At 40.6% G+C, this 19,445-nt stretch carries 19 protein-coding genes; 8 read left to right on the top strand and 11 right to left on the bottom strand.

Features of this window, described 5'->3' with window-relative positions:
* Positions 1 to 70: 70 nt before the first annotated feature.
* Complete coding sequence (gene dnaG / locus SOI82_RS01125) at positions 71 to 2,125, bottom strand: DNA primase (RefSeq protein WP_320667566.1); 2,055 nt, start codon at positions 2,123 to 2,125, stop codon at positions 71 to 73.
* 97 nt (positions 2,126 to 2,222) lie between these two features.
* On the opposite strand from dnaG, the gene SOI82_RS01120 reads away from it, so the two are divergent.
* Together SOI82_RS01120 and SOI82_RS01115 are read left to right on the top strand one after the other, a co-directional pair.
* Positions 2,223 to 3,158 (top strand): DMT family transporter, encoded by a 936-nt coding sequence (locus tag SOI82_RS01120; protein ID WP_320667565.1) that lies wholly within the window; start codon positions 2,223 to 2,225, stop codon positions 3,156 to 3,158.
* 280 nt (positions 3,159 to 3,438) lie between these two features.
* Positions 3,439 to 3,828: a glycine zipper 2TM domain-containing protein gene (locus tag SOI82_RS01115; protein WP_320667564.1), complete on the top strand. Its 390-nt coding sequence runs from the start codon at positions 3,439 to 3,441 to the stop codon at positions 3,826 to 3,828.
* A 133-nt stretch (positions 3,829 to 3,961) separates the two neighbouring features.
* Here SOI82_RS01115 and SOI82_RS01110 read toward each other — a convergent pair whose 3' ends face one another.
* The gene (locus tag SOI82_RS01110; RefSeq protein ID WP_320667563.1) at positions 3,962 to 4,279 is read right to left on the bottom strand and encodes a hypothetical protein; all 318 of its coding nucleotides are present in this window, start codon (positions 4,277 to 4,279) and stop codon (positions 3,962 to 3,964) included.
* A 169-nt stretch (positions 4,280 to 4,448) separates the two neighbouring features.
* Here SOI82_RS01110 and ruvA point away from each other — a divergent pair, with 169 nt between their 5' ends.
* The 3 genes from ruvA to SOI82_RS01095 are packed head-to-tail and all read left to right on the top strand — an operon-like array spanning position 4,449 to position 5,940.
* Complete coding sequence (gene ruvA / locus SOI82_RS01105) at positions 4,449 to 5,135, top strand: Holliday junction branch migration protein RuvA (RefSeq protein ID WP_320667562.1); 687 nt, start codon at positions 4,449 to 4,451, stop codon at positions 5,133 to 5,135.
* 51 nt (positions 5,136 to 5,186) lie between these two features.
* On the top strand, positions 5,187 to 5,456 hold the full coding sequence (gene rpsO, locus SOI82_RS01100) for a 30S ribosomal protein S15 (protein ID WP_320667561.1): 270 nt from the start codon (positions 5,187 to 5,189) through the stop codon (positions 5,454 to 5,456).
* A 46-nt stretch (positions 5,457 to 5,502) separates the two neighbouring features.
* Complete coding sequence (locus tag SOI82_RS01095; protein WP_320667560.1) at positions 5,503 to 5,940, top strand: PAM68 family protein; 438 nt, start codon at positions 5,503 to 5,505, stop codon at positions 5,938 to 5,940.
* Between the two features lie 39 nt (positions 5,941 to 5,979).
* On the opposite strand, the gene SOI82_RS01090 is transcribed toward SOI82_RS01095, so the two are convergent.
* The 9 genes from SOI82_RS01090 to SOI82_RS01050 all read right to left on the bottom strand — a co-directional run bounded on the left by SOI82_RS01090 (position 5,980) and on the right by SOI82_RS01050 (position 16,323).
* On the bottom strand, positions 5,980 to 9,495 hold the full coding sequence (locus tag SOI82_RS01090; RefSeq protein ID WP_320667559.1) for a DNA polymerase III subunit alpha: 3,516 nt from the start codon (positions 9,493 to 9,495) through the stop codon (positions 5,980 to 5,982).
* A 77-nt stretch (positions 9,496 to 9,572) separates the two neighbouring features.
* On the bottom strand, positions 9,573 to 11,033 hold the full coding sequence (gatA, locus tag SOI82_RS01085; RefSeq protein ID WP_320667558.1) for an Asp-tRNA(Asn)/Glu-tRNA(Gln) amidotransferase subunit GatA: 1,461 nt from the start codon (positions 11,031 to 11,033) through the stop codon (positions 9,573 to 9,575).
* A gap of 53 nt (positions 11,034 to 11,086) precedes the next feature.
* Positions 11,087 to 11,317, bottom strand: coding sequence for a DUF1816 domain-containing protein (locus SOI82_RS01080; RefSeq protein WP_320667557.1), 231 nt, complete (start codon positions 11,315 to 11,317; stop codon positions 11,087 to 11,089).
* Positions 11,318 to 11,406: 89 nt separating this feature from the next.
* The gene (gene rlmB / locus SOI82_RS01075; protein ID WP_320667556.1) at positions 11,407 to 12,837 is read right to left on the bottom strand and encodes a 23S rRNA (guanosine(2251)-2'-O)-methyltransferase RlmB; all 1,431 of its coding nucleotides are present in this window, start codon (positions 12,835 to 12,837) and stop codon (positions 11,407 to 11,409) included.
* 10 nt (positions 12,838 to 12,847) lie between these two features.
* Complete coding sequence (locus SOI82_RS01070) at positions 12,848 to 13,255, bottom strand: Mini-ribonuclease 3 (protein WP_320667555.1); 408 nt, start codon at positions 13,253 to 13,255, stop codon at positions 12,848 to 12,850.
* Positions 13,252 to 13,599, bottom strand: coding sequence for an STAS domain-containing protein (locus SOI82_RS01065; RefSeq protein WP_320668434.1), 348 nt, complete (start codon positions 13,597 to 13,599; stop codon positions 13,252 to 13,254). Before SOI82_RS01065 ends, SOI82_RS01070 begins: the two co-directional genes overlap by 4 nt.
* 82 nt (positions 13,600 to 13,681) lie before the next feature.
* A complete protein-coding gene (carA, locus tag SOI82_RS01060) occupies positions 13,682 to 14,827 on the bottom strand; it encodes a glutamine-hydrolyzing carbamoyl-phosphate synthase small subunit (protein ID WP_320667554.1) in 1,146 nt (381 codons plus the stop codon).
* Between the two features lie 35 nt (positions 14,828 to 14,862).
* On the bottom strand, positions 14,863 to 15,903 hold the full coding sequence (gene trpD, locus SOI82_RS01055) for an anthranilate phosphoribosyltransferase (protein ID WP_320667553.1): 1,041 nt from the start codon (positions 15,901 to 15,903) through the stop codon (positions 14,863 to 14,865).
* A gap of 114 nt (positions 15,904 to 16,017) precedes the next feature.
* Entirely contained in the window at positions 16,018 to 16,323 is a 306-nt protein-coding gene (locus SOI82_RS01050) for a DUF3288 family protein (protein ID WP_320667552.1), read from the bottom strand.
* An 87-nt stretch (positions 16,324 to 16,410) separates the two neighbouring features.
* Here SOI82_RS01050 and SOI82_RS01045 point away from each other — a divergent pair, with 87 nt between their 5' ends.
* The 3 genes from SOI82_RS01045 to msrA all read left to right on the top strand — a co-directional run bounded on the left by SOI82_RS01045 (position 16,411) and on the right by msrA (position 19,267).
* Positions 16,411 to 18,162, top strand: coding sequence for an ABC transporter ATP-binding protein (locus tag SOI82_RS01045; protein ID WP_320667551.1), 1,752 nt, complete (start codon positions 16,411 to 16,413; stop codon positions 18,160 to 18,162).
* Positions 18,163 to 18,263: 101 nt separating this feature from the next.
* The gene (locus tag SOI82_RS01040; protein ID WP_320667550.1) at positions 18,264 to 18,524 is read left to right on the top strand and encodes a hypothetical protein; all 261 of its coding nucleotides are present in this window, start codon (positions 18,264 to 18,266) and stop codon (positions 18,522 to 18,524) included.
* Positions 18,525 to 18,547: 23 nt separating this feature from the next.
* Positions 18,548 to 19,267 carry a peptide-methionine (S)-S-oxide reductase MsrA gene (msrA, locus tag SOI82_RS01035; protein WP_320667549.1) on the top strand — a complete coding sequence of 240 codons (720 nt, stop codon included), beginning with the start codon at positions 18,548 to 18,550 and terminating at the stop codon, positions 19,265 to 19,267.
* Positions 19,268 to 19,445: the final 178 nt, after the last annotated feature.

Genomic DNA, 19,445 nt, shown 5'->3' with positions numbered 1-19,445 from the left:
AAGGGAGTGGTTAAAAGCTAAAACAACAAGGTTTTCATTTGTATTGTGCACAATAAAATCAATCAAATTACTAAGCCGTGAGGGGCTGCTTCTTTCCATAGCCTGCACAACGTTGTTGATCCAAGTGAAGAATATGCTTTCGTTCGCTGTAATAAAGATCTTGAAAGCGCAAGGCTTCACTATTTAGCTCTTGAAACATTTTTTCTATTCTATTTTCCATATCAAAAGATTCCTCTGGTCGATGGCGCTCTTCTTCAACAAGTGAGGAGATGCATCTCTCAAGTGTTTCCAACCTTTGACCACTCCATGCTTCCAAAAGATGTCTGCATCGCTTCAATGATTTCTGTCGCTCAAGAGCAGCAGCCGTTCCACGCAAATGAAGGAGGGGCTCAGACATGGCTGCTACATGAACCTCATCTGGCTCTAAAAGGGGCATAAGACGAGTTAAAAGTGGATTGTTATCAACCATTAACTGATCAGTGAGTAATCTTGCAATATCTATATCAGCAAGATCTTCTCCAGAGTCATTGCCTCGAATAATTTCTTCTAATCGACTAGCTCCAAGTTTGGTTTCTTCCAAGTCTGTTATTGCTGCCCATAACAACCGATGATGTTGCAAGGCAAAATCTTCAAGTTCCCTTTGACGCAGCTCACGTCGAATAGCAGACCTATGAGGAGAGCAATGTAGATATAAACGTAAGATCTCAGCTTCACTACGTTCACGTTGACTACCTTCACCGAGATGATCCCTTCGATTAGAACGTCCATGCCAACGCTGACCTTTTACTTGCTTACGAAGATCCTCCTCAAGTTGCAAAGCCAAACGTGCTTGTCCACCACTTAAACGCTCAGCAACCTTTTGGAGATAATGGGTTCGCACTGCTGACTGAGGCAGTTTGCCTAAAAGTTGTACTAACCCACTAACTGCAGACTGAAAATGATCTGCTTTACTGAGATCAAGGTCTTGCAAAACCTGATCTATTTGCCAATCCAACCAAAGTGGAGACTGATCAAGAAGGGCTCTATATTCCCCAGGACCATGCTCTTGAAGAAATTCATCAGGGTCTTTTCCTGAAGGTAAATGAAGAACACGCAAATCCAGCTGACCCTGCATTGCAAGACGTTCCACTTCTCCAATAGCTCTATTGGCAGCTCGTACTCCTGCTCCATCTGCATCAAAGTTCAATACTATTCTTTTACTCTCACTACAACGACATAATTGAGTGATTTGCTTACTACTCAAAGCAGTCCCTAAAGCCGCGACAGAGTTATGAATTCCTGAGGCATGCAAAGCAATGACATCAAAATAGCCTTCTACAACAACAGCTCTATCCTCCTTACGAATGAACTTAACTGCCTTTTCTAGACCGAAGAGATGCTGTCCTTTTTCAAAAACTTCTGTTTCAGGAGAATTTAAATACTTAGGCTCTGCACCATCAAGACTACGCCCACCAAAACCAATAACTCGTCCTTGACGATCACGAATTGGCACGATCAAACGATTACGAAAACGGTCATAAAAACCGCCTCCGCCTTTTCGTGAAACAACCAATCCAGCCGCCTCGAGTAAATCTGGAGATAACCCTTCTACCTGCTGAAGATATGTAAGTAGTCCATCCCACTGATCTGGAGCATATCCCAAATCAAAAGCTTCAATAGTAGTTTCACTCAAGCCACGCACTTCCCTCAAATACTTAAGTGCACTAGAACCTTTTTCTGAACGTAGCTGATCAGAAAACCAACCAGCAGAAAGAGATAGTGCTCGATGCAGCTTATCTCGACGTGAAAATTGCTGACGCAAACGTTCTTGCTGTGAACCATCAACGGTCTCAACGGGAAGTTGGTACTTTCTCGCTAACTCAAGAACAACATCTCCAAAACTTTGTCGTTGAAACTCCATCAAAAATTTGATGGAGTTTCCTCCGGCTCCACATGAAAAACAGTAATAAAACTGTTTAACGGGGGATACCGTCATAGAGGGTTTACTGTCATCGTGAAAAGGACAGATCCCAACATATTCTCTTCCTTTTTTCTTTAAAACAACGTGTTCTCCAACCACATCAACAATGTCTGCACGTTCTTTGACTGCCTCAATTGTTCGTGGGTGGAGACGGGGTGATGCCATCAGTACATTCTGGGGGATCTAACAGATTGGTCTAGTTAAAAATTTTCATAGCACTGGAAATGAATCCCCATCATCGTTTGACAAACAGAACAAAGATTTGCAGCAAAACTACAAAGCTGATCTTCTGACAGAAGTGAGCATCTATTACTCAAAAACAATGAAAGGTTATTTGAACCTAATAGCTAGTGCTTGGGCATTTAGCTTAATGAGTGTTTGCGTGAAACATTTAAGTGGGAGACTTCCTGTAGCAGAAATTGTTTTAGTTAGAGCTCTTATAAGCCTTCTAATAACAAGGTTAATGATCAAAAGGGCTCAAATCTCACCTTGGGGTAAAAACAAAAAATTACTGATAATCCGAGGCCTACTAGGGAGCACTGCCTTGTTCTGCGTATTTGAAGCCATTACAACTTTGCCTTTGGCCTCCGCTACTGTTCTTCAATACACATACCCAATGTTTACCGCAGTTGCAGCATCTTTATTCTTAAAGGAAGGTTTTGGACTTCGTATTGGAATAGCTGTGATAGTCGGCTGGTTGGGAATATTAATGGTTGTTCAGCCCGAATGGATAAGCACAGATAGTGTTCAACTACCTGCTTTATCAGTAGTTATTGCCTTAACTGGGGCTTTTTTAACAGCCATGGCCTACATCTGTGTTCGCAAGCTTTCCAGACAAGAGCATCCATTGGTAATTGTTCACTATTTCCCATTGATATCTGTACCTATAGCCTTACCATTCTTATTTAGTAGCGGGGTTATACCTGTAGGTGTTGAATGGGTTTGGCTAATAGGCATTGGAATATTTACTCAACTCGGTCAAATATGGATTACAGAAGGCTTAACTCTCATACCAGCAGCTCAGGCAAGTTCTATAAATTACGTACAAGTTTTATTTGCATCTACCTGGGGCATAATACTTTTTGCCGAGAAGTTAAATGATTGGACAATTATCGGCTCATTTTTTATCCTTGTAGCAACCATACTAAGTCTAAGCTCCCAAAATAAAATAGATAACAATAATGTTCGATATTTATAATAGTTAGGAAACAATCAACTTGTAAATTAAATAATTGCAGAAGTATCTCCAATGAAGATTTACAGAACCAAATCCTCTATACAGAGAGAAATAAGATGCCCAATAGGCCTAGAATTCTTAAATGATTAAGTTTTTCAAACACATTGGTAATACTTCTTCAATGCTTGATCTGGCGTGTAGAAACTGCTAATATTTAATTAAACCTACAATTCTGAGGCAGAATAAAAGAAAGGTTTTACTGCCTCAATTGTCACCAAAGTACGCCTAACGACTGAAACCAATGAAGATTGCTCTTGCCACTCTTTTAGCCCTCAGCGCAGCATCGCCAGCTATAGCTGAAAGTACACAACCTGGATACGCAAACGATTCCCGTCAATGTGCTCGTAGTGAATACAGGGAGGAATACGTTCCTGGGAACAAAAACTCACCTGGCTATGTTCGAACCTGGAATGAAGCAGTACAGGTTCCTTGCAGCTCAATTGGAGCACGACGTACTCAACAAACCCAGCCAATAGGCGATACAAATGATTGCAGTGAGGGAACCTTAATTGGAGGGCTCCTTGGAGCAGGGCTTGCCACTACTGGCTCAAGAGGGAAAGATAGATGGTGGGCGATCCCAGCAGGTGGGGCTGCAGGCGCAATGCTTGGCTGCCAAATAGATGGTGGCTAAGATCTAAGATTAATATTTAATCAACTTAAAATATAAAAATAATAGACTTAAGAATTAATTCAGCAAAAACAATATAAAGCATTATTCTCAATTAAAGGTTTTGATATTTCAACCTTCTTTTAAACATATAATGTCAAGACTTTATAGGAAGTGCGTAACTTTTCCATACTCTAGATGAACCATTAGCAATAAATGAAGGCCTCACCAAGCTCCAACTCTGACCTTTCTCCCCTTTTTCAAGAAATACTTGAAAAGGACTATTGATTGTTTCCGTACTTGGTAACGTGTAGTCAACATGACCATAAACTAATAAGAGTCTTCCATTCTCATAATCCATAAATGCACTTGAATCAACTTTAACCCCTAACACTTTAGAGACACCCTCATCAAGATCTAGGAAATCTGTAAGTGCGTTCTGCGTGATATTAATTTGGAGTTCAAGTGCATCCATCAAGACTGAATTGGGAGGCCTGGTTGAGCTAAAACACCCGTACTGTGTAATGCATAAAACTAACGCCAGAATTAAAGGGCAAATCCGTTGAAAGAGATGTCTCATGCAAAAAGAAGAAAAAAAACAGAACCATCCCAAGACTCAGCATGCTTAAGTCAAGAGAAAACCAATGATTAGCTGGCTTCATGGGCAAAGGATAGACAACTGGAGGCAATCACTAAGGCAAGGAATTGTTTTGGCTTGTTCAGGAGTTGGCTATGAAATTCAACTCTTACCACGTCATCTAGCCTTAATTAACTCAATTGACCAATTGACTCTATGGATCCATCAAGTAAAGCGGGATGATGCTGATCATCTATATGGATTCCAGACGAGAAGTGAAAGAGACCTCTTCAGAATACTTATAGGAGTAAGCGGAGTTGGCCCACAAATGGCCATTGCACTATTGGAGCAAAATCAAATTGATGAATTAGTAACTGCAATAATTCATCAAGACATTCACAAACTTTCAAAAGCCCAAGGAATAGGAAAAAGAACTGCCGAAAGACTTTCAATCGAATTACGCAACAAACTCTCAGAGTTCAGTGAGGTGAAAACCGACAACTCGCGAATAGAGGGAATTGATTTGCAAAAACTTCCTTTCAAAGCTTCAAATATCATCGAACTGCAAGAAACCCTAAGAACACTGGGTTATGACGATATAGAAATCAATAGCGCAATACAAGCAATGGCAAGTGAAGCACAAACCAAATCTACAAAGACCTCAAAAATTACAGATTTAGGAACATCTCTAGAAGGTATTGAAGGATTACTCAAAGCCAGCTTGATTTGGCTAAGCAACGAATCCAGGTTATAAGGAGCTTAAGGGGTTAAATTAAGTTTTTAAAATCAAAGCACTTTTCAAGACATGCCGCTCGATACAGCAGAAAAGCAAAAACTAATCAACTCTTATCAGAAGCACGCTACTGACACAGGTTCTGTTGAAGTACAAGTCGCAATGCTTAGTGAGCGCATCTCCAAGCTCAGTGGCCATCTTCAAAAAAGTAATCATGACTACTCATCGCGAAAAGGTTTGTTAAAAATGATTGGACGAAGAAAGCGCTTACTTAATTATGTGAGGGAGCATAGTGAAAAGCGTTATAACGACCTTGTAGTTAAGTTGGGGATTAGAGGGTGAAAAAAAATCGGGATCCAATCTCGTCCTTTTAACTTATTAAAAGAATATGGCCGAAATCCCCCCACCCAAGCCTTTCAAGCCTGCGGGCAAAAGTGCGGCGGCCAAACCTGGAAGCACTGGAAAGGCATTAAAGCAATCGCCCAATAGCAAAGCTTCAAAAAGAGAATCTGCTATACCAAAAGAAGTTGCAAATAGAATGGCCCGCAGAATTGCTATCACAACGGGGCTTCCCACTTTTAGTGGAATGAGTGTTTTTATAATTAGTTATTTATTAGTCAGTAGAGGTATTGCAGATATTCCTCCAGCATTAACATTACTAACATCAGCAGCTTGCTTTTTAACGGGTCTATTAGGCCTAAGTTATGGAATACTTTCTGCAAGTTGGGAGCTCTCTGCTGGCAGTTTATTGGGGTTAGAAAATATAAGGCCAAATATAGGAAAGGTTCGAGATGCCTTTAGTGAGTTAACAAAAAATAAGGGATAACATATCACATATCACATATCACATATCACATATCACAACTTAGGTTAATAAGTATTCAGTATAGTTAGCACTGAAGGATTGACTTTGCAATGAATTAAGTGCTGCATTTGCATTCCCGACGCAAAACTGATGCCCAAGTCTTACATAACGAACTTTTTCCCCTTGCTTAATAGAAGCAACAACTGGAACCTTTATGCCTAACTCATCTTTCCCTGGCCTATGTTTATAGAGACATTCTCTTAAACGATGTTGAACTTCTATATCATTAGCTTCTTCTGGGAGTAAATCTACAAGTAAAAGGCGAAGATCATCAATAGTCCTGCAATCATCGACAATTAGTTGAACTCGTTCATCTCTACGATCAACAGATGCCCAAACAAGCAACCGAGCTTCGAGCATAAGAAAGTCTGACAATCTGGCATAAGTCTTTGGAAATACAACTGCTTCAGCGTTTCCAGTTAAATCCTCCAATTGAAGGATAGCCATACGATCACCTTTACGAGTAGTCACTTGACGCATCTCAGAGATCATGGCAACAACACTAATTTTTGTCTTGTCAGATTGATCATCCAAACTAATAAGGCCTATAGGCGCTATCAACTTTGCAGGAGGTGAAAGCTGTTTAAGTGGGTGATCTGAAAGGTAAAAACCTACTAACTCCTTTTCCAGTCTCAACTTTTCACTAGGGGAGTAATCAGTAGTTTTAGCTGCTTTTGGTGCCGTAGAAAAATCCGTTTGTTCTTCATTAGCAGAGACCTCATTGATTAGGTCAAAAAGGTTCCCTTGTCCAGATATACGATCACGAGCTCTGGAAGCAGCCCAATCAACAAGTAAATCAAGATCTGCTATTAATTGTGCCCGGTTCGCGTCTGGTGCTATCGAATCAAGTGCTCCACAATGTATAAGTGCCTCTAAGCCTCTTTTATTCAAAACATTTGAAGGAATTCGATCACAAATTTCTGCTAATGAATTAAATGGCCCGTCTTTTTCACGACTAGCTATTAATTGCCTGATTGAACCATCACCAAGATTCTTTACCGCTGAAAGTCCAAACAAAATTCTATTTTTATCTGGCGTAAAATCAATTCCAGAGGCATTCACATTTGGAGGCGTAACTTCTATGCCCATGGAATTACAATTAGAGATATAACGCTGAACCTTGTCAGTAGAGCCAGCATTAACTGTTAATAAAGCTGCCATATATGCAACTGGATAATGAGCTTTTAAATATGCAGTTTGATAAGTAACTGCTCCATATGCTGTTGAGTGACTTTTATTAAAGCAATATTCAGCGAACAAAACCATTTGATCAAATAGTTCATTAGCAACTTTAGGGTCAACTGATTGACTAGTAGATCCTTTAACAAAATGATCTCTATGCTTTTGCATCTCGGCAACCTTTTTCTTACCCATTGCTCTGCGTAATAAATCAGCTTCTCCTAATGTGTAACCAGCCAAATCCTGAGCTATTTTCATTATCTGTTCTTGATATACCATAATTCCGTATGTTTCTTGAAGTATGGGTTCTAAAGAAGAATGAGCAAAATCTATGGGCTCTCTTCCATGTTTTCTATTGATAAATTTAGGGATAAGTCCAGCATCAAGAGGGCCAGGACGATATAAAGCTAATATTGAAGATATATCTTCTAATGAAGAGGGCCTTAATTCTCTAACTATTTGTCGCATGCCACTTGATTCTAACTGAAATATCCCCTCTAAGTCTCCTCTAGAAAGCAACTTAAATGTATCAACATCTTTCATAGGTAACTTTTCTGGATCCAATCTTACTCCTATGCTTTGCTCAACTAACTCTATTGTCTTCTCAATCATAGTAAGATTTTTCAGACCAAGAAAGTCCATCTTTAATAATCCCATAGATTCAACATCTTCCATAAAATATTGCGTAATTACTTGTCCATCATTATTACGCTGCAATGGAACTAAATCATCAAGTGGATCAGCTGCTATAACAACACCTGCTGCATGTACACCGAATGTCTTATTAGTACCTTCTATTCGAATTGCCATATCAACCCATTTAGAAACAATTGGGTCTTTTTGATATTTATCTCTAAATTCGGGACTAGGAGAATCTTCTCCAATCATTAATGAAAGTTTTGCTGGTTTACCTCGAGCAACTGGAATTAACTTGGCAAGTCTATCTGCATCACCATATGGAATATCTAAAACTCTAGCAACATCTTTCAATACTGCCTTAGAAGTCATCCTATTAAAAGTAATAATTTGAGCAACTTTGTCTTCTCCGTATCGACTAGTTACATATTCAATAACCTCACCTCTTCTTTCGATACAGAAATCTGTATCAATATCTGGCATGGATTTACGTTCAGGGTTTAAAAAACGTTCAAATAGCAACCCATTCTGAACAGGATCAATGTTTGTAATTCCCAAGGAATATGCAACTAAAGAGCCAGCAGCCGACCCCCTTCCTGGACCAACAGGAATACCTTTTTCTTTTGCAAAGCGAATGTAATCCCATACCACTAAAAAGTAAGTAGGAAACCCCATTTGGTCTATAATATCTAATTCATATTTAAGTCGGTCTAGGTATTCTTTATCAATCTGCTCAATTCTAGACACTTGTAATCTTTCTAAAAGTCCTAATTCAGAAACTTCAGTCAAATAAGTAATCGAGCTATGTTCCTCAGGTACGGGAAAAAGGGGCATCTTATAAGTTCCTAAAATATTATAATCTTCTACCTTGTTTGCCACCGAGACAGTGTTTTGTATGGCTTTTTGAATGACATCTTGCTCTAGATGATCAACAAAAAGCTGTCCCATTTCTTGCTCGGTCTTAATATATTCAGTGCCGGTATAGCGAAGGCGCTTTTCATCACTAATTAATTTTCCAGTGAGAACACATAGCAATGCATCATGAGCCTCAGCATCATTCTTTGTAAGATAATGAGAATCGTTAGTTGCTATCAAATTAATACCTGTTTCCATTGCTATTCGGCTTATGCCAATATTGACAATTCGGTCTTCATATGAGCCATGGTCTTGGATCTCTAGATAAAAGTCTTCTCCAAAAACATCCTGATACCAAAGAGCTACATCTCTTGCCACATCTGGACGCCCACGCAAAATAGCCTGGGGTATCTCACCTCCAAGACATGCAGTAGAAACAATCAACCCTTCACTATGAGCTTTTAGCAATTCCTTATCTATACATGCCCTAGAAAATATTCCACGACCTCTCATTCCGCGAAGATGACTAATACTTGTAAGTTTGACCAAATTCTTATAACCCAACGAATTTTTTGCGAGGACTACGAGGTGGTAACGACGCTCTTTCTTAGGTTGCGGATCATCAATAGACCCATTAATTATGTACATCTCATTCCCGATAATCGGCTTAATGCCAGCTTTCTTACAAAGCTTCAAAAGCTCTATTGCTCCATACATCACTCCATGGTCAGTTAAAGCTAGTGCCTTAAGCCCAAGCTCCTTTGCTTTCTCAACCATCCTTGGCAGCTGACAAGCGCCATCAAGAAGGCTGTAATCACTATGGTTGTGAAGAGGAACAAAACCCATCAAACGACCATAGGTGCAGACGCAAGATAAAGGGCAACATGCAACAAGAAAACACTATATGTAGTGATTCCTTGTTCTCAAGGTATGAACTGACCAGCAGGCTTATTAGCTAAGACATCAGCAGCCTGCTCAAATTGATGAGCGACCTGCAACAATCGAGGCTCATCCAAGACATTTGCAATTAATTGGAGCCCAATTGGCAAGCCATCCTCATCAAACCCACAGGGGAGGCTGATTGCAGGAAGACCAGCCAAATTTGCTGGGATAGTTAGCAAATCGGATAGATACATTGAAACCGGATCACTTGAATGAGAACCAGCTAAAAATGCCGTAGTTGGAGATGTAGGAGTAAGTAAAAGATCTACTTTGTTGAAAGCATTTGAAAAATCACGACGAATCAGTGTTCTGACTTTTTGTGCTTTCTTGTAGTACGCATCAACATACCCTGCAGACAAAGCATATGTACCTATCAAAATACGCCTTTTAACTTCAGGACCAAAGCCTTCAGTACGACTTCGAGTTGTCATAGAGGCAAGGTTTTCTGAATCTTCAGATCGATAGCCATATTTAACCCCGTCATATCGGGCCAGATTCGCTGAAGCTTCTGAAGGTGCAATTACGTAATAAGTCGCAATTCCATCATTAAAACGAGGACAACTAACCTCAACCACCTCAACACCAAGTGATTGCAATAGATCTGCCGAAGAAAGAACAGACTCCTTTACCTGAGGATCTAAGCCACCATGTTCAAAACACTCTTTAATTAAGCCAACACGAAGACCTGAAAGTGAGTCAGAAAGAGAAGCAGAGTAATTAGGAACAGGAACTTTTAAGCTGGTTGAATCTCTGGGATCACTGCCAGCTATTACCTGCAATATTTCTACGGTATCAGCAACACTCGTTGAAAAAGGACCAATTTGATCTAAAGAACTTGCAAACGCCACTAATCCCCAACGACTAACTCGTCCATAAGTCGGTTTTAATCCAACTACTCCACAAAAAGAAGCAGGTTGACGTATTGAACCTCCAGTATCTGATCCTAAGGCAGCTATACATTCTCCTGCTGCCACAGCAGCAGCACTACCACCAGAACTTCCACCAGGAACTCTACTTGGATCCCAAGGGTTAGAGGTAGCACCAAAAGCCGAGGTCTCAGTAGAGCTTCCCATCGCAAACTCATCAAGATTGGTTTTGCCAATGAGAACTGCACCTGATTGCCAAAGCCTTTCTGTAACTGTGGACTCATAAGGCGGAACAAAATGTTCAAGCATTCGACTTGAACATGTAGTAGTCACTCCTTTAGTGCATAGATTGTCCTTAATTGCTAAAGGAATACCCGCTAAAGGAGGAAGCGGATCTCCAGCAGCTCTTGCTTCATCAATTCTTTTTGCATCTGCCCTTGCCCTATCAATTGTGACCTCGAGAAAGGCATTTATCTTTCCATCAACCTTACTAATTCTAGAGAGCTTCTCATCAACAAGCTCTCTAGCAGAAACATTGCCAAGTTCTAGTTGGTGTCGCAATTCAGCTATAGACATCTACTTTTAGCTTTATTCATTTGTGACGCTATCAGTACGATGGACTATTTGAATTAGATAGTGAGTGGCTCACCACGACGCTCACGAACCAAAGTGTGTTTAATTGAATCAGAACCCTCAATAGAAAGATCTTCTAAGAAGCTCGAAAGATTCACCTTGAGATTTCTACGAGTTAAAAATGGACCATACCAGTAAGTAACATTAGGTGCACTTGTTTCTACCTTGGCCCACCAAGCCAAGCCAAGATTATTTCCAAAGCGGCGAAGCCCGTGAATTGGGCCCATAATTAACAAAGCGTATATCTCTATTCTGCCGTCCTCATATTGAATTCCGAATTAAAGGATTGTGATCCCTGACGAATCAGAAATCTTTCTTAGAGGTGAATGTTCTGTTTGAAAGGGCCAGAATCAGTGTCTCCCTCTATGTTTAAACAGGTTCCGGTCTGAAAATCATCCAAAGAAGAATTTACCTTCAACAGATTGGAAATATTGTTTTCACCACCTTTTTTCTCCGTTTGATCATTTGCAGAAAAACTGGACTCTTCGCTTTCCAAAGACACGGAAGCACATTTTGCACGGACCATTCTTGGAGAAGGGTCCTGACCCTTCAAACCCTTCATCCAGCCATTTCGAGCAACTTCATACAAAAAGACTGCTGTAGCAGCAGAAGCATTCAAACTTGGTGTAACACCTCTCAAGGGAATCCTAACTAAGTGATCGCAGTGCCTTCTCGTCACGAGTGATATACCTTTCCCCTCAGACCCAGTAACAACTACTAAAGGCCCTTCAACATCTACCTCTGGCAATGTCTCATTTCCTTCCTCCGCTAGGCCAACAATTCGATAACCAGCCTTTTTAAGTTCTTCAAGAGACCTATTTAAATTCACTACTCTTGCAACAGGAAGATGTTCTAAAGCACCAGCTGCAACTTTAGCTACAGACCCTGTTAAACCTGCGCTACGCCTTTGAGGAAGAACTAAGCCATGAGCACCAAAAGCTTCAGCAGAACGAACAATTGCACCTAAGTTCTGTGGGTCCGTGAGTCCGTCTAATGCCAGCAGAAGTGGAGGTTCAGACAATCCATTGCATCCTTCAATAAGAGTTTGCAAGTCAAGGGTTTGAGCGGCGGCTGTCTGAATTGCTATTCCTTGATGAACAGCACCATTTGTTAATTGACCAAGACGAGCCCAAGTAACTTCTTCAACAAGCACTCCTGAGGATTTAGCATCTCGAAGCAACTGAAGAAACCTTTGAGAACTTCTTAACTCAGGAGTGCACCAAATTCTATGGATAGGCCTCCCATTTTCAAGAGCTGCTTGAGTGACATGTCGTCCCCAGAGAATATCGGTCGTTAAAGGTTTTTCTGCTAAATTTTTTTCATCAAATGAATTGAAATCGTTTCTGTTAAGGAATGAGTTACCTGGCTGAATATTTTGAGTTCGTGGTTTTCTGCTAACTGAAGCGTTCCTTCTTCTTTTCTGATCAGATGATCTTGTGAATGACCTTTGGTTATTCCCCCTACTAGATATAGTTCTAGAACTGGAAAATTCAAAATCATTCTCTTTTTCGTATCTAGATTTTTGTCCTGATCTGTTGCGCCGATAATTTCTATTCATAGATAAATCTTTTCGACTTTGCCCCTCACCCTTTATTTCAGGCTTTGAGCGATAAGGTCCTCGACCTTCCGAAGAAAATTCCCTTCTAAGAGATTTATCAGGAATTGCCTCCTTACGTTGAGATCTTCTACCTCCAGACCGGCCAGATCGAGAGAGATTATTAGAGCTACGATCGAAACGAGAGTCCATTTTTTAAAGCCTATTGAAGATAAGAATCGCTCTGCTCCAGTAGATCCAAAAGCTGTGCCAACCGCGGGGGATTTTGCAAAAAGAGCCACCCAATCATTGTCTCAAATCCTGTGGCCTTCGCATAAATAGCTGCTTGCCCCTTACGAGGTCCTCGACCAGCTTTATTACGAGCTCGGCGCACTAAGTCCTTCTCTAAATCTGAAAGATAAGGTTCCAAGTGGAGAAGTGCCTTTGCTTGTGCAGAGGCCTTTACTTCAGAAACTACAGCAACGTGTAGATCTTTAGAGCGACCAGGTTTTTGGCAATACCTCAAGCGTTGATGCATCTCCCAAACAGCATCACCTAGCCAAGCTAATTGCAATGGACCTAATTCTTCAGGAGAGCCTGACGGAACCTGGACGCGTATCCAGTTAGTCAAGCAGAAAGTTTGGTAAAGGCGGCATTCAAATCAGGTACCAAATGAAGGAACTCTTCAAGTCGTACCAATTTGATAGTTTGAATAACCCTGGCATTACCAACAACAGTGAAGGAACGTTTGCTGTCATTGCAATGCTTTGCAATCTGAACTAAAGCTCCCAATCCAGAAGAATCAAGGAAGTCAATATTTGAAAGTTCTAAAACCGCAGAGGAGAGATTGGCATTAAGCACATCCTCCACATAAGTTTTGAACTGCTTCTCTGAGTAAGCATCAAGCTGGCCAGTGAAAGAAAACACCAGACAACCTTGCCTCTGCTCAAAACCACCTCTTAACGAGACTGTCAATCGTTGCAATTCGGTAATGGGCCCAGTCCCTCGAAACGCGAACGCATGAAGTGTAGTTATTAAAAACGAACTCAACCACGCTTTAGCGTCGTTCTTGCATCAGAGAGACAAAACGTGAGAAGTGATGATCTGCATCATGTGGACCTGGACTGGCTTCAGGGTGATACTGGATGCCAAAAATCGGACGATTCCTAAAAGCAATTCCTGCAACAGTTTTGTCATTAAGGTTGAAATGAGTTACTTCTACTCTCTCCTCAGGAAGAGATTTGGGGTCTAGAGCAAAACCGTGATTTTGACTGGTTATCTCAAGTTGGCCAGTTGTACCGCAAGGATGATTTAACCCCCTATGTCCATAGGCAAGCTTGTAAGTTTGTCCTCCAAGAGCCAATCCAAGAATCTGGTGTCCCAAACAAATACCAAATAATGGCAGATCATTAGCTTCCTCAATTAATTGCTTAGCTAGAGCTATGCCTCCTGTGACAGCTGAAGGATCACCTGGCCCATTCGAAAAGAAGACCCCTTCTGGTGATAATTGAAGAACTGAAGAGATGTCGGAGTTTGAAGGAACAACAGTGACCTCACAACCATGGGACACGAGCCTGTCAAGAATCGAACGCTTAATACCAAAATCAATAGCAACAACTCTGTAAGGAGAACCTTGATGAGGCTTAATCCTTTTATCAAACTCAACATCACAAGTCGAATTCCATAAATATGTCGCTTCTGTTGTTACTTCATCTGCCAAGTTCAACCCCTCCATAGTTGGAGAATTTCTAACTTTCTCTAAAAGTTGCGCTGGAGAAGATTTTCCATCAGTACTAATAACACCATTCATTGATCCAAAATTACGAATATGCCTTACAAGCGCTCTAGTATCTAGCCCACTAATCCCAACAACTTTTTCTTTCTCAAGCCAACTTTCAAAAGATTGCATACAGCGCCAATTGCTAGGACTCTGAGCAAACTCACGAACAATTACACCTTTTACAGATGGGTGTAAAGCCTCTTGATCTTCAGAATTAACACCAGTATTACCTATTTCAGGGTATGTAAAAGTAACTAATTGGCCAAAATAACTGGGGTCAGTCAAAACCTCTTGATAACCAGTCATTCCAGTATTAAAGACTACTTCTCCAAGTGCTAGCCCTCTCGATCCAAAAGAATTACCTTCAAATAAAGTGCCGTCGGCAAGAACCAAAAATGCTGGGTTTGCGGATAAGGAAGGCATGAAAATAATTCAAAAACAAAAAGATTTTTCGTCCTTTAATGAGATGAATCAAGAGTTCTTTTTAAAGACTCAAGACTCTGAAAGGGTAAACCCTCTTTTAAACAATTTAAAGATTTAGATAATGCACAATCTAAATCTTCTTCCACACCAGCAGCCCACAAAACCAAAGAGGTGTTCAAAGCCACTACATCTCGCTGAGGAATTGTTCCTTCTCCTTTTAAAACAGAAACAAGGATCTGCTTATTAAAGGAAACATCTCCACCTTTTAGAGCCTCAACAGGAGAAGAGGTCAGCCCCATGTCAGAGGGGTCAATCATTGCAGAGGTCACCTTGCCATCTACAAGAAAACGAAGATCGTTCGGACCAGCAAGCGACGCTTCATCTAAGCCCCCAGCCCCATGAACAACAACAGCTCTTTTTAAGCCCAATTTTTGTAATGCATCAACCATTGGATCTAGCAAATTACTCTTTGCAACTCCGAGAACCTGTGACTGAGGCAGTAAAGGATTCACCAAAGGGCCCAAAAGATTGAAAATGGTTCTCACACCTAAACTTTTTCTCAAAGGGGCTAATTTAACTAGTGAAGAATGCCAAGCAGGAGCAAACAAAAAGGTGACATTTGATTTGGTAATGGCCTGAACAACTAATTCAAGAGGAGCGGAAAGACAAATACCTAATTCCTCAAGAACATCAGCAGAACCAACCTTCCCGCTTGCACTTCGATTCCCATGCTTCGCAACTTTTGCTCCGCAAGCTGCAGCAGTAAAAGCTACTGCAGTTGAAATATTAAAAGTCTCAGCACCATCACCTCCTGTTCCACAAGTATCAACCATAGAAATTTCTGGAATTGAACAAGGCAAAGAACAGGCCTTTCTCAAGACTTTTGCCATTGCAGCTAATTCTTCACCTGTTGGACCTTTAACGCGAAGGGCAGCCAAAAAAGCTCCAGTCTGAACTGGTGTCAATTCTTCTTGAAGCCATGCACTAATAAGCGAGGTGGCTTGATCATCAGAAAGGTCTTTCCCTTGAATAAGCATCTCGAGAAGTTCAGGCCAGGAGGTTTGGTGCAAAGACATTGATCAAAAAAGCCAGAGACATTCCACCTCGACCAACTCTTGAGGACGAGATACCTCCAATATCACCCAAAAAGAGACAAGGTGCGATAGCAAATAAAAACACCCACGGTCGCTTTAGATGGTTTCAGCATCTTTTGTATCAAATCCAGAGCCAACTACATCCTCACCTTTATCACCAGGACGGTAACCAGCGTCCCAAATACAACGAGCTTTCTGATTTAAAGTTTCTCTGCTAAGGCCCCATAGCTTAAGAGTCTTGCGCATATCGTCATGAAGATCTGATGCACCAGGGAAGCCCTCATATCGAAGCATTAATCTTGCCAAATCCACAATATCTCCATCTTCTGGTTTCTCCTTGCCTAACAATCGATCAATATGATCACGATCAATAGAGTAAAGAGGATGATTCTGCTCCTTCATAGAATTCCAGCTACTAATCGAATCAACATGAATTTACTCATTATTCCCACCTGAAATGACTAGCATGTCTCTCTTAGAAAAAAAAATATGACATCATTACGTTTAGATCTAATCGGTAGATATCTAAGGCCCCATCGCAAGCAATTGCTTCTAGGGGCTTTAGCCCTTGTATTAGTAAATATATTAAGTGTTGCCATCCCAATGGAAGTTAGAACCATTGTTGATGAATTAAAAGAAGGTTTCTCTTTCAATGATGTTCTAAAACAAGCAATTTGGATTGTTGGGCTGGCAAGCTCAATGGGAATTGTTCGGCTTATTTCAAGGCAATTAGTGTTTGGGGTAGGTAGACAAGTGGAAGTAGAGCTTCGTCAGCGTTTGTTCGACCATATGCTTACTCAAGAACCTGGTTGGGTACAAGAAGTAGGCAGTGGAGAAGTAATAAGTAGAGCTACAAGTGATGTCGAGAATATTAGAAGATTACTTGGCTTCACAATTCTAAGTCTAACTAATACTTTACTTGCTTATTGCTTCACTATTCCAGCGATGATTGCAATAGACCCATGGTTGACATTAGCGGCAATAGCTCTTTACCCAGTAATGCTAGGAACAGTAAGTCTCTTTGGAGGACGAATGGTTAAGCAAAGGAAAAGACAACAAGAATCTCTAGCCAATTTAAGTGAATTAATCCAAGAAGACCTCTCAGGAATAAGTGCGATAAAAATATATGGCCAAGAGAGTTCTGAAAGAAAAGCTTTCAATCAATTAAATAATAATTACAGAGACTCAGCAATTGGACTAGCAAGAACAGCAAGCACACTCTTTCCTCTCCTTCAAGGAATATCTTCTATATCACTTTTATTATTAATTGCTCTTGGGAGTGGTCAATTAGAAAAAGGTATTCTAAGTGTTGGTGGTCTAGTAGCACTGATACTTTATGTAGAAAGGTTGGTATTCCCAACTGCCATTCTTGGATTCACTTTAAACACTTTTCAAGTAGGTCAAGTCAGTCTTGAAAGGGTGGAAGAACTATTAACAAGAAAGCCCAAAATCACAGACCCTAAAAATCCCAAAATCCTAAAGCAACAAATATCAGGAAGGTTAGAAGCAAAAGATCTAACGATTAGATATCAAGACAGCAGCCGAAATGTATTAGACAAGTTGAGTTTCGTAATTAATCCTGGAGAATTGGTTGCAGTAGTTGGTCCAATTGGCTGCGGAAAAACTACATTAGCTAGAGCAATAGGGCGCATGGTACAAGTCTCTAAAGGGGAACTTTTCTTAGATCAAAATGACGTTACAGACCTCCGGTTAAATGATTTAAGAAAGAATGTAGCCTTCGTCCCGCAAGAAGGATATTTATTTACAAGTAGTCTTGCCGAAAACCTTCGCTATGGAGATCCAGAAGCTTCAAATGAAGAGGTAGAAGCTTCTGCCAATCAAGCTCATTTTATGGACGATGTACGTGGATTTCCTGATGGCTTTAAAACTCTAGTAGGAGAACGTGGAATAACTCTAAGTGGAGGTCAGCGTCAAAGAGCTGCATTAGGAAGAGCCTTGCTAGTTAGATCTCCAGTCATAGTTCTTGATGACGCATTAGCAAGTGTTGATAACAAGACTGCCGCGGCAATACTTTCATCTATAAGAGAACAAAAAGACAGAACCATTCTCATGATCAGCCATCAACTCTCAGCTGCAGCTGCATGTGATCGAATATTGGTTCTAGAGGAAGGACGCCTAGTTCAACAGGGAACACATTCTGCATTGATCAATCAAGAAGGAACATACAAACGGCTTTGGGAAAGAGAAAAGGCTGTAGAACAACTAGATGCGGTCTCTTGATAAATCAGTTGTTAAATCCCCTCAATAGAAACATTTGCCAAAGATTTCAAGACAATTAAAAATCTTCTAGCAAGCTCTAAGGAGTATCTAACACCAATCAAATGAACGTCGGAACACCTTACGCCGTTCGCTGCGACCTGGCATTCGGGGATATTTATATCCAAGTCTTGGCCTGGATGGCCGTCATCTTCGTAAGTCTTGCCTCAGGTCTAGCGTTAATGGGCTCATCGAGACCCGTGTTTGCTCTTGTGGGTGTTGGATTGATATTGGTACTTAGCCTTCCATTTTTACTCTTCGCTTTTGTAACTACATTGCTAAACCACATCCATATAGAACCTGTGGAGCCTGCTTTAAATGACTAGGGTTACATCAATTCAAATTACAAATGTTCAAATCCTGGCTACAACCCAATAAAACAAAATTGGATTTATCAAACTCCAAAGGAGTACTCCATGAAATCTTAGGTACTCCTATAACTGCTCCAATCAATGCTGATGAGCAAGAGATCCTTTTTGCTTGTGGTTGTTTTTGGGGAGCAGAAAAAGGCTTTTGGAAATTGCCTGGAGTAGTTACTACTGCAGTTGGATATGCAGGTGGCCATGCTACTAACCCAACTTATAACCAGGTCTGCGGAGGCAGAACTGGCCATACAGAAGTGGTAAGAGTGGTTTGGAGACAATCACTAATTGATATAAGTGATTTGCTAAAAATGTTCTGGGAATGCCATGACCCAACACAGGGCAATCGTCAAGGAAATGATTCTGGGACTCAATATCGCTCCGCAATCTATATAAGCAATCCCGATCATAAAAGATTGATAGACTCAAGCCTAAAGACTTATCAAAAGAATTTAAATAGCAGAGGATTTGGCACTATTACTACAGAAGTAAAATCAAATCAAAAATTCTTTTATGCCGAGGATTACCATCAACAATATTTAGCAAAGCCAGGAAGCAGACCTTATTGTTCCGCGATGCCGACAAATGTTTTATTAGAAGACTTCGAAGGGGCAAATTTTATTCTAAAAAAAGAAGTTTGGTCACACTTTGATTGGAACATAAGCCATTGTGTTCTCAGAAGCAACAATTCTCCTATCACACAATGAATGATCAACTACCAGATCGAACTGTGATTTTAGCTTTAATAGCAACTCTTCTACTTATCTTCAGTCTAATCTTTTCTTTAAGGCCCGCTCAAAATGGCCTTCAACCATCCATAGAATGGAGAGATTCGCAAAGTATAAATAGTAAGCCACTAAAAATATAAAAGTATTTCTAAAGATA

The organism is Prochlorococcus sp. MIT 1307, from assembly GCF_034092395.1.
Classification (GTDB): domain Bacteria; phylum Cyanobacteriota; class Cyanobacteriia; order PCC-6307; family Cyanobiaceae; genus AG-363-K07.
The sequence above is the reverse complement of the archived record's forward strand: the minus strand, read 5'-3'. Positions and strand labels throughout refer to the sequence as shown.

Excerpts from the sequence above, each read along its gene's own strand:
- dnaG (WP_320667566.1), bottom strand. The coding sequence starts at position 2,125 with ATGGCATCACCCCGTCTCCACCCACGAACAATTGAGGCAGTCAAAGAA.
- SOI82_RS01115 (WP_320667564.1), top strand. The coding sequence starts at position 3,439 with ATGAAGATTGCTCTTGCCACTCTTTTAGCCCTCAGCGCAGCATCGCCA.
- SOI82_RS01110 (WP_320667563.1), bottom strand. The coding sequence starts at position 4,279 with ATGGATGCACTTGAACTCCAAATTAATATCACGCAGAACGCACTTACA.
- ruvA (WP_320667562.1), top strand. The coding sequence starts at position 4,449 with ATGATTAGCTGGCTTCATGGGCAAAGGATAGACAACTGGAGGCAATCA.
- rpsO (WP_320667561.1), top strand. The coding sequence starts at position 5,187 with ATGCCGCTCGATACAGCAGAAAAGCAAAAACTAATCAACTCTTATCAG.
- SOI82_RS01095 (WP_320667560.1), top strand. The coding sequence starts at position 5,503 with ATGGCCGAAATCCCCCCACCCAAGCCTTTCAAGCCTGCGGGCAAAAGT.
- SOI82_RS01090 (WP_320667559.1), bottom strand. The coding sequence starts at position 9,495 with ATGGGTTTTGTTCCTCTTCACAACCATAGTGATTACAGCCTTCTTGAT.
- gatA (WP_320667558.1), bottom strand. The coding sequence starts at position 11,033 with ATGTCTATAGCTGAATTGCGACACCAACTAGAACTTGGCAATGTTTCT.
- SOI82_RS01080 (WP_320667557.1), bottom strand. The coding sequence starts at position 11,317 with ATGGGCCCAATTCACGGGCTTCGCCGCTTTGGAAATAATCTTGGCTTG.
- rlmB (WP_320667556.1), bottom strand. The coding sequence starts at position 12,837 with ATGGACTCTCGTTTCGATCGTAGCTCTAATAATCTCTCTCGATCTGGC.
- carA (WP_320667554.1), bottom strand. The coding sequence starts at position 14,827 with ATGCCTTCCTTATCCGCAAACCCAGCATTTTTGGTTCTTGCCGACGGC.
- trpD (WP_320667553.1), bottom strand. The coding sequence starts at position 15,903 with ATGTCTTTGCACCAAACCTCCTGGCCTGAACTTCTCGAGATGCTTATT.
- SOI82_RS01050 (WP_320667552.1), bottom strand. The coding sequence starts at position 16,323 with ATGAAGGAGCAGAATCATCCTCTTTACTCTATTGATCGTGATCATATT.
- SOI82_RS01045 (WP_320667551.1), top strand. The coding sequence starts at position 16,411 with ATGACATCATTACGTTTAGATCTAATCGGTAGATATCTAAGGCCCCAT.
- SOI82_RS01040 (WP_320667550.1), top strand. The coding sequence starts at position 18,264 with ATGAACGTCGGAACACCTTACGCCGTTCGCTGCGACCTGGCATTCGGG.
- msrA (WP_320667549.1), top strand. The coding sequence starts at position 18,548 with ATGTTCAAATCCTGGCTACAACCCAATAAAACAAAATTGGATTTATCA.